The following is a 14,946-nucleotide window of genomic DNA, read 5'->3' as shown; positions in this document are numbered from 1 at the left end:
AAATGAACTAATCAATCCATAGATGGACTACCAAAATAAGATCATAGGTAATTCAGGGCGACAATCCAATTGATTACCTTGTATCTCTCCATCAAAACCAATCTCAATACAATAATTTTTGCCTTCTCTTATGTTGAGAATATTGCTATCAATCACCGCTTGAAATTCTGGTGAAATATTATTTGCTGTAGGACTAACCATTGCTAACCGAGTTATTTCCCGCAAGCCATGGCTGTGCTCTATGGGCTGAGCTTTTTCGGGAGGATATTGATCTGGACGTTTTCCAAAAGGAATCTGGAAAAGCATTGGCTCATTTAATAAGTGACTATTTGTGCCTACAGCAATACTCATCGTTTCAGGTAAATAGGGTGGATGGTATGCCCAATGAGAAAATGGAACGGTTCCATTGCTCGCTGTTACTGACCGCAAGCAGATTCCAAAAGGACATGCAGTACCCTTGCGATTTTCCCATCTTTCCCCAAGATGAGTGCGGCGAATTGACTCAGATTTAGTCTCTTCGGAATTATGTACCCACAGCATTTCGATCATCGCATTGTGAAAGAAAAAACGACGGTTGGCTGTGCCTTGTCCTAGATGTACGTTAGCCGATCCTTCTATGAATCCAAAGGCTACTAAACGATCTGCTTCCCAAGCATTTATATCAGTACAGATAAAAATATGGTCGAGTTCAAATGCCATAGGTTTAAATCGTTCAAGCGCAATCAACTATTTTAATCCATTCAGATTGCAACGGAATGGTTAGCTAGCTTTTATACCAACTAGAACTGGCTGGAAAAAATGGTCATTAAGCTGAACCACTGAAACATAGCCGACCTCTTGCATTAGATGTGTTAGATGATGAAGGCTAATTGCGTAGTAGCGAGAATGCATTATATGGGTCTTTGCAGTCCTAAGCTGCTTATCCTCCTCAATAAAATACATTGATAAGTTATAGATATCACCTTCAAAATCCCAAACTTGAAATACTAAGTAACGTTTGCCAGCTTCTTCGCGAATTCCATAAGGCTTGACAATACCACTTCCTCTTTGCTCTTTTTCATAATCACGGATTGTTATTAAGCATCCTCCACCAGAACGAGTACAGAGATACATTTGTTCTAAGGCTTTTAAAATCTCCTCGTCATTCAGTAAGTGAGGGATTGAGTTGTCACACGAAATAACAATATCGAATTGAGCTTGATGACAATCGTACGCCGTTCGCATGTCGCAGACTGACAAATTGATATCAAGATGCCTTCGTTGGGCTTCTTCTTTAGCTCGTTCAATCTCTTTGGATGAGATATCTGATGCAGTCACTCGGTAGCCTTTGCTCGCCAAACCGATCGCCTGTGTGCCAATACCGCAAGATACATCTAGAATTGTCTGAATTGGTGTATCCCAATACTTTGCGATAATGGTAGATAGCTGGGTTGCCTGTCTCTCAATTGCTGATTCCCAATCACTGTAAATGAGGTGATAGAAGGGGGCGAGTTGATCATAAAAATCAAACATAAAGCAGTCTTAGAATTTGGGCGAATTTTACTTCGTTGTTTCTACAAATAACCTTTCAGGAATATCTCCACTAATCACCTAGTAAGCCCCTATGTATTAGAAGAGAAGAGTTTTAGCCTAATCAGACTATAAGTGGCATTATATAGAGACTTTCAGCAATTGAGCCGTAGTCTAGTCAAATTTTAGCTCTGGGTACATAACTAAACGAGAATAAGCCTTTTACGCATAGACTTTAGCCGCGATCGCCTATTTCTCTATCTAAAATCAAAATAGGCGATCGCTGATACAGTCTGACAGACTATCATTTTAGGCTGATTTTCAGATCAAACTCTTCCTTAAGTTGTAAAAGTGCCTCTGCATTCCCGCGAGCATCGTCTAGGGCATTGTGTGTATGCGCTGTTTTTCTCAAATGCTTGAAGTTCACAAAGGTATCTTTAACTAAACCTTTATAGAGTGAGCCTAAATTGCTTGATGCATATCCAAATGGATTATTACCACAAAAATGATGAAAGTACCAATTAATAAACTGCCAATCAAACCCGTTATTATCTGAGATAAAAAACGCTCTACCTGAAATTTCAGCTTCAATCCACAACGAAAAATTTTCCATTACTGTTTGAGGCTCCTCAAAGGTGAATGTCTCTTCACGGGTAAAACCACTGATTTGAAGAGCTTCTGGAATCCACTTCTCTGAAATTGGTTTGAGTTGTGCGTAAAATGTTTTGCTTAGCGAAGGCTCTACAACGATAGCGCCAAAGGAGATCATCGAGTAATCTCCTGGAATTGGACCATCAGCTTCTACATCAACCATAATGTAGCTCATCTAAATATCCTAAACAATCACATATAAATTTGTGAACCTCAAAGCAGTTTCCGCCTAATCACCTAAATCAGTGCACTAGGCAGAAACTTTCAGGCATTAACTAGGGACTCGCTAATTAATAAAGTACCAAAAAAGTAAATATGGAAATCTGAGTTTTTGTCAACTTAGGGATACTTTATTTTTGCGCTTGTTCCTGAGCTACATAAACTCACTCAACTAAATCCAAAAATAGGCAAGTTGAGACGAGATTTCGCAAACTTTTAGATTGGGTACATAACCAAGAATTATCAGTTTACGCTTGGACTTTGGTTGCGATCGCTTTAGCAATTTCCCTTAAAGCCTTAGCCGAAGCAGACTCAGGATGACCTAAGACAATCGGCACGCCGCGATCGCCACCTTCGCGCAGACTAATTTCTAGCGGCACGCAACCGAGCAGATCAACACCAAGCTCATCGGAAGCCTTCTTACCACCACCAGAACCAAAAATATCGTATTGCTTATCAGGCATATCGGGGGGAATGAAATAGCTCATATTTTCGACAATGCCTAAAACAGGAATACCCATATTTTGGAACATCCTCAAGCCCTTGCGAGAATCTAAGAGCGATACAGTTTGTGGTGTAGTTACGATCACGGCTCCTGCCAATGGTACAGATTGCGTGAGGGTTAGTTGTGCATCACCAGTACCGGGGGGCATATCCACAATTAAATAATCGAGTTCGCCCCAGTTTGCTTGATAGAGAAACTGCCGAATCACACCATTGAGCATTGGTCCCCGCCAAACCACAGGCTGATCCTTCGCAATCAAAAATGCCATCGAAATGATTTTCACACCATAGTTAAAGGCTGGCTCAACTACATCTGCACCATTTTCTGCTTTAACGACCTTCACCTGTGCAGCTTCTACTCCAAGCATTAGTGGCACGTTTGGCCCATAAATATCCGCATCAAGTAGCCCCACCTTTGCCCCCATATCGGCGAGGGCTACGGCAATATTGACTGATATTGAGGTTTTACCTACGCCGCCTTTCCCACTGGAGATAGCAATAATATGTTTTACGCCTTCGATACCTTGTAAGGCATTAGTTGGAGCTGCTGGAGTGGCGATCGCAGGGCTATTAGCAATCACCTTTACCCAAACATCGGTAACTGTTGCGATCGCCTTAATCGCAGTTTTACATTCTTGAATTAACGGGTCGCGTTTAGGACTATTGGGATCATTTAATAAAAGCGTAAAGCTGACTACCCCATTGGACTTGATCGCAATATCGCGCACCATGTCTAGTTCGATAATGCTTTTTTGGCGATCGGGATCGATAATTGGTGTTAATACGTCCTTTATCGCTTGCAAATCATGTAAATCAGCCATAGATTTAGAAAGTTAAAAAATTAAAGAAATTACTTAATACTGCCAAGATTTCATTAAAGCTCAAATAAGAACCAAAGTTATCGATAAAGATTTATGCTTATGGTGAAACATCCTCTTACAGCATTGGTTAAGTATTTCGTATCCCTCAATTATCAAAATAAATAAATCTCTAAGTCAGGAAATAAATCCATGAGTAATGAAGTAAAAGTTATCCAGCCTTCAGGCAGGCTTGATGTCACAACTGCGGCTGATTTCCGCCGTCAAGTCAATGATATTGCGTCAGCTACAAATTCTCCTAAGTACTTACTAGTTGATCTCCAAGAGATCACTTTTATGGATAGTTCGGGGCTAGGTGCTCTAGTTTCAGCTCTCAAATCAATCCGTAACAGTAATGGTGAAATGGTAATTTGTGGTGCTAATGATCAAGTGCAAATGCTATTTGAACTTACTAGTATGACTAAGATTTTTAAAATTTATCCAACCATTGATGATTTCAATGCAACCTTAAGCTAGAGGGGAGATCGGGAATAAAAAAGAAGCAGTGTTTAGGACTGCTTCTCAAGTGATAAATAACAAAGCCAATGCTATGAGCATTGGCTTTGTTATTTATTTGATTAAACTTCAGCCGTAGCTTCTTCTACTGCTTCAGCCACTACTTCTTCAGGAATTTCAGGCTCTTCCATAGCATCGGGAACTTCATAATCATCATCTACTGGAGGCAAGGGAATTTCCATTACCGCAGGAGGTGCATTTAGTTGTTCACGATACTTCGCAGCCATTTCTTCTGCCTTAGCGTAAACAAGTTGGGGATCACGCACCATGTCACCGGGTTCTGCCTCAAGTTGCTTGGTAGAGAGAGAAATCCGTCCACGCTCTGCATCGAGATCAATAATCATTACCTTCACTTCGTCATTGACGTTGAAGACGTTGTGAGGAGTTTCGATATGCTCGTGGGAGATTTCGGAAATGTGCAATAAGCCACTGACACCACCGATATCGATGAATGCACCGTAGGGCTTGATACCACGGACTACGCCGATGACGACTTCACCAACTTCGAGCTTGTTCATCTTGCGCTCGACGAGGGCACGGCGATGGCTGAGGACGAGACGGTTACGGTCTTCATCCACTTCTAAGAACTTGAGTGGCAATTCTTCGCCAACCAACTCTTCCTTAGGTTTGCGAGTGCTGATGTGAGATCCAGGGATAAATCCACGTAGACCTTCGATTCTGACCAGAGCGCCACCACGGTTGGTTGCGAAAATGAGTGATCGCACAGTTGCGTCTTCTGCTTGCAACTGACGTACACGTTCCCATGCTCTCATGTACTCGATGCGGCGAATCGAGAGGGTTAATTGACCTTCTTCGTTTTCGTCAGCGAGAATGAAAAACTCACGGGTTTCATTGTTCTGCAAAACTTCTTCAGGCTGGTCAACTCGGTTGATCGACATCTCCTGAATGGGGATGTACGCTGCTGTTTTTGCGCCAATGTCAATAAGTGCGCCCCTAGGCTCAATGCTAAATACCGTACCTGCAACAATGTCGCCGGGGCTAAAATGATAATCGTACTTATCTAAGAGTTTGGCAAAATCTTCATGTGTAAAGCCGACATTGGTGGTAGCAGTTTTTGTCCGATTGACCATAACTAAATTTATCCTTGTTCCTGTTCTCCTTGAGATTTTTTTGTTTCCTCCCGGAAATGTAAGAGCAGCAAGCTTTACAGCCTGTTGCGGTTTACATCCTATGTCTATATTTGGTGTTCCTAGCAAGAGAGTTCTAGTTCAACCTATAGTCATAGGTTTTTAATTATAGCGTAGTTCAGCTTTATCGCAAAAGTACTAGCAAATATTTTTTATTAATCGCGATCAGCATTAAAGAAATTTTGGTAACGCAGCGAAGCTGCGTTACCAAAATTTCTTTAATGCTTTTGCAACTTCACCATGAAAAAGCCATCCATATCATGTTCATGGGGCAGGACTTTTACCCAGCCGCGATCGCTGGCAAAATGCGCCGCAGGATTATCGGCAGTTGGTGGCACGATTTGCCAATCGGGATGATTTGCTAAGAACTTAGTAATTACTTCTTCGTTTTCAGCAGGATGGATCGTGCAGGTGCTGTAGACGATCACGCCTTCGGGCTTCACCCAATGGGTAGCCCGTTCGAGAATTTCTGATTGAGTTTTGGCTAACTTGTAGGGTTCGTCAGGGGTTTGTCGCCAACGGGCATCGGCATGTCGGTGTAATGTACCTAAGCCAGAGCAAGGCACATCTAATAAAACGCGATCGCATTTTGACCCGATTACTTTTTCTGCATCAAACTCACGGGCATCAATCTCAAGGGTTTCCACATTGGTGATCCCCAGACGTGCAGTATTTTGATCAACTTTTTTGAGTCGATTAGCAAGGCGATCTAGGGCGTAAACTTTGCCCGTATTTTTGAGGCGATCGCTAATATGCGTAGTCTTGCCACCTGGGGCAGCACAGGCATCAATAATGATCTCATTCGGTTGCGGATCTAATAGATAAGTAACTAACTGAGCGCTAGCATCCTGAACCGACCACCAACCCTCTTTAAATTTAGGCAATTGACTGACATCACCCGCACCTTGCCCCACACGGATACCATCGGGAAGATGGGGAATTGCCTCCGCAGAAATTTTTGCTTCGGCAAAGGCGGCGAGGACTTGATCCCTTGTGGCATGGAGCAGATTTACCCGCAAATCAAGATGGGGTGTTTGATTAAACCAATTACAAATATTTGCGATCGCTTCTTGACCAAATTCTTTTTGCCATAGCTCGATTAGCCATTCGGGGTAACTATAAAAGCTGGCGGGATCGCTAATATTAGCGAGGATATCTTCCTTCTCCTTGGCTCGGAGTATGGATCGCATGATCCCATTCGTAAATCCAGATAATCCCGTTAAATTATTTTCTTTAGCTAGCTCCACCGTCGTATGCACAATGGCTGAGGGCTTAATGCGATCGAGAAAACATAGCTGGTACACACCTATCTGTAGAATTATTAATAGATCTGGTGGTAATTTTGTGGTTGGTTTTTGTGAGAAGTTTTGCAAAACCGCTTGCAGGGTTTTTTGGCGGCGCGTACATCCATAAACTAACTCAGTGATCAGACGGCGATCGCTTTCTGGGAGAATTATGTTATTCTGGCGCGCACGAGAGAGCGTACAGTCGAGCGCAACATCAGCATATGCATTTCGTCTTTGAATAAGGCGGAGAGCTTCTAAAGCAATCTGTCGAGAATTCTTACTCGTCATCAGAGATTTATTTTATTAAAGTCAAGTTAAAGGGCATTTTTAAAGCTGTTTAATGGAGATATCCAAAATAATTGATGGCAGAATTAAAGAATTAGTAAAATTCAATGATTGCCCAGTAGACAAATGCAGCCATTATTTGGTATCTAAGAGCGTAGATTGAGGTGATTTTTAATCATCTGTTACAAAGCTGTAAAAAGGCTTTTATTTCGAGAAGGATTTGGTGATTATTGTGGGTGTGAGGAGCGGCAATGGTTGATACTGGTGTAAGAGTTAGGAGAGCAAAATTCCCGTCAGGGAGTAGCCTAGCACTTGGGTTAGCAATCGGTTTAATAAGTTTAATTGTTGGTGTCGATCTTTTCCTGCATCCAAATATAAGTTCTAGCCTGTTATTGCCTTTTACCTTTGGTGGTGGTGGAGTCGCATTCTTAGGAACTTTTGCTGTACCAGCTTTACGTCGCCTTAAAGCTGGGCAAATCATCCGTGAAGATGGACCTCAAGCTCACCTCAAAAAACAAGGTACACCGACGATGGGGGGGATATTCATTATACCTGTCGGGATCTTGTTAGGTTTAATTTGGTCTGGCTTTAACGACAAAGTAATTGCTTGCAGTTTACTCACCCTTTCCTTTGCATTTATCGGTTGGCTTGATGACTGGAAAATCTTGCGTCGTCACTCCAATAAGGGATTGTCACCTCGTGCCAAGTTATTATTACAAGCTGGATTTTCCGCTTGTTTCTGTGCTTGGTTAGGATTAACCCAAAATTGGCAGGCGATCGCCACGATTAATTTGCCATTGCATTTTGTCATACCGCTAGGATTACTGTTCTTTCCCCTTGCGCTGTTTGTCTTCCTCGGCAGCAGTAATGCCACTAACCTCACCGATGGTTTAGATGGTCTCGCAGGTGGTACGGGCGCGATCGCTTTGTTTGGGATGGGACTATTACTATTCCCTAATAACAAGGAACTTGCGATTTTCTGTATGTGTCTCAGTGGTAGCTATTTGGGCTTTCTCTGGCACAATCGCTATCCTGCTAAGGTATTCATGGGGGATACAGGTTCACTAGCACTAGGAGGCGCATTAGCATCTACCGCAATTCTCGGTAACTTGCTCTGGGCTTTCTTGATTGTGGGTGCAATTTTCATTTGGGAATCAATCTCGGTTATTGCACAGGTTTCCTACTACAAGGCAACCAAGGATGAAACGGGGATGGGTAAGAGGCTTTTTAGAATGGCTCCTTTTCACCATCACTTAGAACTAAGTGGATGGCATGAGTTACACGTAGTCAGAGCTTTTTATCTGACAGGCGGATTTCTTGTTGGAGTAGCTCTTTTGATTAGCAAACTTTAAATTCTTTGAATTTATGTTTCCTGAAGAGACGGTGCATAGCACCGTCTCTTTTTTTTTAGATATTATTTATTGAATCGCTAGCTGGGATATTAAAATTACCTTATTGCCTCCCCAAAACCTCGCTCGCAACCATAGCTAAACAAGTGGATAAGAAAAAAGTACTGCTGCTGTCTGCAAATCCATCAAATACTGATCGCCTGAGGGTAGAGGCAGAATTTCGAGAAATTGAGGAATGTTGTCAGAAGTCGAGTTTGCGCGATCGCTTTGCCATTGTTGCTAAGGGCGCAGTACGTATTGATGACCTACAGCCAATTTTGCTTCAGGAAGTTCCTCGCGTTGTGCATTTCTCAGGACATGGGGCAGCCGAAAATGGTCTGGTTTTAGAAAATGATGTGGGGGATTGGCAACTTGCGCCGACGGAGGCTTTAGCAGAATTATTTCGGATTTTGCAAAATGGCATCGATTGCGTGGTGTTGAATGCTTGTTTCTCGCAGGTGCAGGCGGAGGCGATCGCTCGCTATGTGCCTTATGTGTTGGGGATGAATCAGGCGATCGGGGATGTGGCGGCGATCGAATTTGCTAAGGGCTTTTATGGGGCTTTGTTTGAAGGGAAATCAGTTAAGGATGCCTTTGATTTAGGTAAAAATCTCATTGCCTTAAAAAATATTCCTGAAGCCCAAACGCCTGTGCTGTTAGAACGCAGTTATGAAAGTCAGGTATTACCGAAGGTGAATCTGGTGATCGAGGAACCTGAGGGGGCAGTAAGGATTGGCTCACAATTTTATATTCCGCGATCGCCTCAACAGGAGCAATGCTTTAAAGCGATCGCCATGCCCCATGCCCTACTGCGCTTAAAATCCCCTGACCGCATGGGTAAGTCTTCGCTATTGGTACGAGTCTTAGAAGAGGCTAGGCGGCTGGGTAATCGCACCACATGGCTAGATTTGCAAAAGTGCGATCGCCGCTTTTTTGAAAATATGGATCGATTCTTGCAGTGGTTTTGTGCGGTGATTGGACGCGATTTTGGGGTGAAGGCGAAACCGACCGATGATTGGGATGAGATGTTTGGCGCAAATGGTAACTGTGAGGAATTTTTTGAAAGATATTTATTGAATGATGATGACGATCGCCCGTTGGTGATTGCGATCGAAAATTTGGATCGTATCTTTCTGCATGAGGCGATCGAGGTGGATTTTTGTGGTTTGCTACGCGGTTGGCATGAGCAGGGCAAACACGATCGCACATGGGGCAAGTTGCGGCTAGTGCTTGCCTATTCAATGGAATCTTTTACAACTAAGGATATTAATCAATCTCCATTTAATGTCGGTACACCCATTGATTTGGATGAATTCACAACTGCACAAGTTGATGAGCTTGCAGAACTGCATGGTTTATCAACATCTCAAATAGAACCTATCACTGAATTGATTGGTGGACATCCCTATCTAATACGACTCGCTTTCTATAATTTAGCTAGTGGCGCAAATTCCCTTGAGCAAATCATTCAAAGTGCCTCGACAGAAGTAGGGCTATTTGGGAAACATCTCACCACTCGTTTAGCGAAGGTGGAAAGAGATGCTCATCTTACGGAAGTTTTGCGATCGCTGGTTAATTCACCGCAACCAATCCGTTTTGATCTGGCGACTACGTCAAAATTAGATGGAATGGGTTTAATATTACGCACAGAAACAGGTGTGATTATTCGTAATGAATTATATCGTCGTTATTTTTGCGATCGGTTATAGATTAGAAATAGCACTAAACTGAAATTAGCATAGTCCTCAAAAGTAAAACTATGACTCAAATTACCGTTCAAACTCAACTTCCCTTTGAGCAGCTTATTCAAACTGTAGAGCAGCTAGATTCGGCTGAGCTAGAACAATTAATTGCCCAAGCTATTAGGGTTCAAACTAAGCGCAAAATTCTGAGCTTGCCAAACGATCAATCTCTACTATTGCAACAAATTACTCAATGTGTTCCTACTCATCTCCAAGAACGCTATGACTTGCTTATTGGTAAACGTCAAGAGAACACTTTGACGGATGAGGAATATCAAGAGTTAATTAAATTAGGAGAACATATTGAAGCGATCGATGTTACAAGATTAGAAAATTTGACCGAACTTGCGAAACTTCGGCAAATGTCTTTAAATTCTGTAATCGAGGAATTTCAACAGGAAATCACCCGCCATTATGACTAATGCAAGCTCTTTCAATTATCAAGTTGGTGGTAGTCTCCCTGCGGATGCGCCTAGTTATGTGGAGCGACAATGCGATCGCGACTATTACGACTTACTCAAAGAGCGTAAATATTGTTATGTGTTTAACTGTCGGCAGATGGGGAAGTCGAGTTTGCGGGTGCGGGTGACGCATAAGTTGCAAGCAGAGGGGATTGTCTGCGCGACGATCGATCCACAGAAGATTGGGGTGGAGGTGACTTGCGAGCAGTGGTATGCCAGCGCGATTCGGAGTTTGGTGGGGGATCTGGATTTAAAGAATAAGTTTGATTTGCGGAGTTGGATTAGGGAACGGGAATTGCTGTCGCCTGTGCAGCGCTTTGCAGAATTTATTGAAACAGTCGTGTTGCAGGAGATTGATGCGCCGATTGTGATTTTTGTGGAGGAAATAGATCGCCTATTGAGTCTCAAGTTTGGGATGGATGATTTCTTTGGTTTGGTGAGGTCATTTTTTGAAGATCGTCCGACTAAGACTGAATATAATCGCCTCACTTTTTCCTTTTTGGGGGTGGCGACACCGACGGACTTGATCCAGAGTCATAATACTTCAGCGTTTAATATTGGCTATGCGGTGGAGATGGCGGGGTTTACGCTAACGGAGGCTTTGCCTTTGATGCAGGGGTTGGCGAGTAAGGTGGCGAATCCTCAGGATTATCTAGCTGAGGCGGTGAAGTGGACGGGGGGACAGCCTTTTCTAATTCAGCGATTGTTGGGAATGATGGAGAAGGAGTTAGCAGGAATTGCCCCACCTGAGAATATTGCGGGCTGGGTTGAGACTCTAGTACAGGAGCGGATTGTCACGAATTGGGAATCGCAGGATGCGCCGCCACATTTGACGACTATTAGGGATCGCGTGATTAGTGTGGAAGAGAAGTTGCGGGGGCGAATGTTGGGTTGCTATCAGCAGGTATTGGCGGATGGGGAGTTGGAAGATGATCGCAGTGAGGAGCGATCGCGGTTACGGTTGACGGGGTTAGTGGTGCGACGGGATGGGAAGTTGATTTCCTATAATCCGATCTATGCGGCTGTATTTGATAACAAATGGGTGGAGGGTCAGTTAGCGGATTTGCGTCCAGAGTTTTATGCTTCGGCGTTTCGGGCTTGGCGGGATGCGGAGGAGGAGCAGAATCAGGGGTTTCTGTTGCGGGGGCAGGCGTTGGAGGAAGCGGAGGTTTGGGCGCGAGGGAAGAAGCTTAGTGATATAGATGAGCAGTTCTTGCGGGAGAGTCGGGAGCTTGAGAGGTTAGAGACAAGTCAACGGTTGGCGGCGACGGAAGAGGCAAATGCGATTTTGGTTGAGGCGGAACGGAAGGCGAGAGATCGCGTTAAGGTGGGTTCGGTGGTGTTGGGGCTGATGTTGTTGTTGGCGGCGGCGGCGGGGGTGTGGGCTACGCGATCGGTGAATGAGTCAAATGTGAAGGTTGCTGATACTCAGAAAGAGGCTGAGACTAAAGTGAAGGATGCTGATCGTCAAGTAGTTTCGGCAAAGCAAGAGGCTGAGCAGATTGGGAAGAATGCAGAAAAAGAAAAGAGGGATGCTGCTCAAAAGGTGAGGGATGCAAATGAGAATAAGAAAGAGGCGGATCTGAAGGTTGAGGAGGCGAAGAAGAATCTAGAGTCAGCTAAGGCTGAGGCGGCGCAGGTGGCGCAGGACTCGGCGGAAAAGGTGGCGGATGCCCAAGCGAAGATTGCGGATGCGGAAGGGAAGGTGAAGGTTGCCTTAGCGGAACAGGCAAAGGCGGCGGCGGCGGTGAAGAATGCCAATGATGATATTAAACTTGCTGATGTTAGAATCAAGAGCCTAGATGCGAAGGCAGATTTTCAGGGGGAGCAGGGATTTGAGGCTTTGTTGAAGGCGGTTGTTGCAGGGCATAAACTCAAGGGCTTAGGTCTTGAAGTCGCTAAACGCGATAAGGCAAATACGCAAATGCTGGTGACGGCAAATTTGTTGCGATTTGTCTATGGAGTTCAAGAAAAAAATCGAATGATTGCCCATAGCTCTACTGTCAGTAGCGTAGCCTTTAGTCCCGATGGCAAGACGATCGCGACTGGAAGTTGGGACAAAACCGTCAAATTGTGGAATCTGGAAGGAAAAGAAATCCAAACCTTCAAAGGGCATAGCGATACTATCAGTAGCGTAGCCTTTAGTCCCGATGGAAAGATGATTGCGACGGTCAGTAATGACAAAACCGTGAAATTATGGAATCTGGAAGGAAAAGAAATCCAAACCTTCAAAGGGCATAGCGCTAGGGTCAGTAGCGTAGCCTTTAGTCCCGATGGCAAGACGATCACCACTGGAAGTTCTGACAAAACCGTGAAATTATGGAATCTGGAAGGAAAAGAAATCCAAACCTTCAAAGGGCATAGCGCTAGTGTCAATAGCGTAGTCTTTAGTCCCGATGGCAAGACGATCGCGACTGGCAGTGGGGACAACACCGTCAAATTGTGGAATCTGGAAGGAAAAGAAATCCAAACCTTCAAAGGGCATAGCGCTAGTGTCAATAGCGTAGTCTTTAGTCCCGATGGTAAGACGATCGCTTCTGGCAGTTATGACAGCACCGTTAAATTGTGGAATCTGGAAGGAAAAGAAATCCAAACCTTGAGAGGGCATAGCGATAGTGTCTTGAGCGTAGCCTTTAGTCCCGATGGAAAGATGATCGCCTCCGCCAGTTGGGACAGAACCGTAAAATTGTGGTCTCTGGATGGGAAAGAACTTCAAGCTCTGAAAGGGCATGGTGATTCTGTCTATAGCGTGACCTTTAGTCCCGATGGAAAGATGATCGCCTCTGGAAGTTGGGACAACACCGTGAAATTGTGGTCTCTGGAAGGAAGAGAAATCCAAACCTTCAAAGGGCATAGCAATGTTGTCAATAGCGTAGCCTTTAGTCCCGATGGCAAGACGATCGCCTCTGGAAGTTGGGACAACACCGTGAAATTGTGGAATCTGGAAGGAAAAGAAATCCAAACCTTCAAAGGGCATAGCGATACTATCAGTAGCGTAGCCTTTAGTCCCGATGGCAAGACGATCGCGACTGGCAGTGGGGACAACACCGTCAAATTGTGGAATCTGGAAGGAAAAGAAATCCAAACCTTCAAAGGGCATAGCGCTAGGGTCAGTAGCGTAGCCTTTAGTCCCGATGGCAAGACAATCGCCTCTGGCAGTTATGACAACACCGTCAAATTGTGGAATCTGGAAGGAAAAGAAATCCAAACCTTGAAAGGGCATAGTGGCTGGATCACTAGCGTCGCCTTTAGTCCTGATGGCAAGACGATCACCATTGGCAGTTTGGACAAAATCGTCAAATTGTGGAATCTGGAAGGAAAAGAAATCCAAATCTTCAAAGGACATAGCAATATTGTCTGGAGCGTCGCCTTTAGTCCCGATGGCAAGACGATCGCCACTGGCAATTCTGACAACTCCGTCAAATTGTGGAATCTGGAAGGAAAAGAAATCCAAACCTTCAAAGGGCATAGCGATAGTGTCTGGAGCGTCGCCTTTAGTCCCGATGGCAAGACGATCGCCTCTGGTAGTTATGACAGCACCGTCAAATTGTGGAATCTGGAAGGAAAAGAAATCCAAACCTTCAAAGGGCATAGCGATAGTGTCTTGAGCGTAGTCTTTAGTCCCGATGGCAAGGCGATTATATCCACCAGTTTAGACAACACCGTCAAATTATGGAATTTAGATTTTGATGACTTGATGGCGAAGGGTTGCGCGTGGCTCCATGACTATCTCGTTAATAACCCCAACGCCAGTGATGAAGACAGACAGGCTTGTGGCATCCCTCCAAGGCAAAAGTAAAAAGGTAAAAGGAAAAATTTGTAGGGGTTTTGCATTTGCGCCACCATTCCCCAACACCCCACATAAACCTCCATTCGCAAATGCAGAACCCTCTTCGCCTTCATCGATCGCTTGTCCCTGCGTTGTCAGGTGTTGGGCATAGCATTCCCAAATCAAGGGAACCTGAGAATTTAGAAATTGTCGCGGAAATGCTATGCCCCTACGAATGTTTACTAATCCCAATACTATAGATAAAGATATAATCGATATAAAAATCATATCCACTAACCTATGCCTATCACCCTCCAACCCGAACAAGAGCAATTCATTCAGACCCAGCTTGCCACAGGACGCTACACCAACGCCACAGAAGTAATTGCCGAAGCATTGCAACTTCTAGAAAAACGCAACCATTACGATCGCTGGGTCGAAGAACTCGGCAACAAAATCGACATAGCCGCCGCAGAACTAGATCTCGGTGAAGGTATTGATGGCGAAACAGCTATTAATCAGCTTCTATCGCATCATTGATGAAAACATAGAAATTATGCGAGTGATTAGAGGCGATCGCAATCTAGAAGCCATGTTTGAGTAAAAATTGT

General features: G+C 44.2%; 13 protein-coding genes. 7 read left to right on the top strand and 6 right to left on the bottom strand.

Annotated elements, in window-relative coordinates; translation table 11 throughout:
• Positions 1-27 precede the first annotated feature (27 nt).
• From NMG48_RS04160 to NMG48_RS04145, 4 genes are all read right to left on the bottom strand, one after another.
• Positions 28-699 carry a hypothetical protein gene (locus NMG48_RS04160; RefSeq protein ID WP_271254111.1) on the bottom strand — a complete coding sequence of 224 codons (672 nt, stop codon included), beginning with the start codon at positions 697-699 and terminating at the stop codon, positions 28-30.
• A 60-nt stretch (positions 700-759) separates the two neighbouring features.
• A complete protein-coding gene (locus NMG48_RS04155) occupies positions 760-1,512 on the bottom strand; it encodes a class I SAM-dependent methyltransferase (protein WP_271254110.1) in 753 nt (250 codons plus the stop codon).
• A 301-nt stretch (positions 1,513-1,813) separates the two neighbouring features.
• Positions 1,814-2,335, bottom strand: a complete 522-nt coding sequence (locus NMG48_RS04150) for a 3'-5' exonuclease (protein ID WP_345961225.1) — start codon at positions 2,333-2,335, stop codon at positions 1,814-1,816.
• 292 nt (positions 2,336-2,627) lie between these two features.
• On the bottom strand, positions 2,628-3,704 hold the full coding sequence (locus NMG48_RS04145) for an Mrp/NBP35 family ATP-binding protein (RefSeq protein ID WP_271254108.1): 1,077 nt from the start codon (positions 3,702-3,704) through the stop codon (positions 2,628-2,630).
• 189 nt (positions 3,705-3,893) lie between these two features.
• On the opposite strand from NMG48_RS04145, the gene NMG48_RS04140 reads away from it, so the two are divergent.
• The gene (locus NMG48_RS04140; protein ID WP_271254107.1) at positions 3,894-4,217 is read left to right on the top strand and encodes an STAS domain-containing protein; all 324 of its coding nucleotides are present in this window, start codon (positions 3,894-3,896) and stop codon (positions 4,215-4,217) included.
• Positions 4,218-4,318: 101 nt separating this feature from the next.
• Here the strand turns inward: NMG48_RS04140 and NMG48_RS04135 are convergent, their stop codons facing one another.
• Both NMG48_RS04135 and NMG48_RS04130 read right to left on the bottom strand, forming a co-directional pair.
• Positions 4,319-5,347: a 30S ribosomal protein S1 gene (locus NMG48_RS04135; protein WP_271254106.1), complete on the bottom strand. Its 1,029-nt coding sequence runs from the start codon at positions 5,345-5,347 to the stop codon at positions 4,319-4,321.
• Between the two features lie 275 nt (positions 5,348-5,622).
• Positions 5,623-6,978 (bottom strand): 16S rRNA (cytosine(967)-C(5))-methyltransferase, encoded by a 1,356-nt coding sequence (locus NMG48_RS04130; RefSeq protein WP_271254105.1) that lies wholly within the window; start codon positions 6,976-6,978, stop codon positions 5,623-5,625.
• A 248-nt stretch (positions 6,979-7,226) separates the two neighbouring features.
• Between NMG48_RS04130 and mraY the strand changes: the two genes are divergently transcribed.
• From mraY to NMG48_RS04100, 6 genes are all read left to right on the top strand, one after another.
• Positions 7,227-8,327: a phospho-N-acetylmuramoyl-pentapeptide-transferase gene (gene mraY / locus NMG48_RS04125; RefSeq protein ID WP_271254104.1), complete on the top strand. Its 1,101-nt coding sequence runs from the start codon at positions 7,227-7,229 to the stop codon at positions 8,325-8,327.
• A gap of 143 nt (positions 8,328-8,470) precedes the next feature.
• Positions 8,471-10,072, top strand: coding sequence for an AAA-like domain-containing protein (locus tag NMG48_RS04120; protein ID WP_345961224.1), 1,602 nt, complete (start codon positions 8,471-8,473; stop codon positions 10,070-10,072).
• 50 nt (positions 10,073-10,122) lie between these two features.
• Positions 10,123-10,527 carry an STAS/SEC14 domain-containing protein gene (locus tag NMG48_RS04115; RefSeq protein ID WP_271254103.1) on the top strand — a complete coding sequence of 135 codons (405 nt, stop codon included), beginning with the start codon at positions 10,123-10,125 and terminating at the stop codon, positions 10,525-10,527.
• Entirely contained in the window at positions 10,520-14,365 is a 3,846-nt protein-coding gene (locus NMG48_RS04110; protein ID WP_271254102.1) for an eIF2A-related protein, read from the top strand. Before NMG48_RS04115 ends, NMG48_RS04110 begins: the two co-directional genes overlap by 8 nt.
• Positions 14,366-14,445: 80 nt before the next feature.
• Positions 14,446-14,595, top strand: coding sequence for a hypothetical protein (locus NMG48_RS04105; protein ID WP_271254101.1), 150 nt, complete (start codon positions 14,446-14,448; stop codon positions 14,593-14,595).
• 40 nt (positions 14,596-14,635) lie between these two features.
• Positions 14,636-14,875: a ribbon-helix-helix domain-containing protein gene (locus tag NMG48_RS04100; protein ID WP_271254100.1), complete on the top strand. Its 240-nt coding sequence runs from the start codon at positions 14,636-14,638 to the stop codon at positions 14,873-14,875.
• The last annotated feature ends 71 nt before the right edge of the window (positions 14,876-14,946 follow it).

This window comes from Pseudanabaena sp. Chao 1811, assembly GCF_027942295.1.
In the GTDB taxonomy this organism is placed as follows: Bacteria; Cyanobacteriota; Cyanobacteriia; order Pseudanabaenales; family Pseudanabaenaceae; genus Pseudanabaena.
The sequence above is the reverse complement of the archived record's forward strand: the minus strand, read 5'-3'. Positions and strand labels throughout refer to the sequence as shown.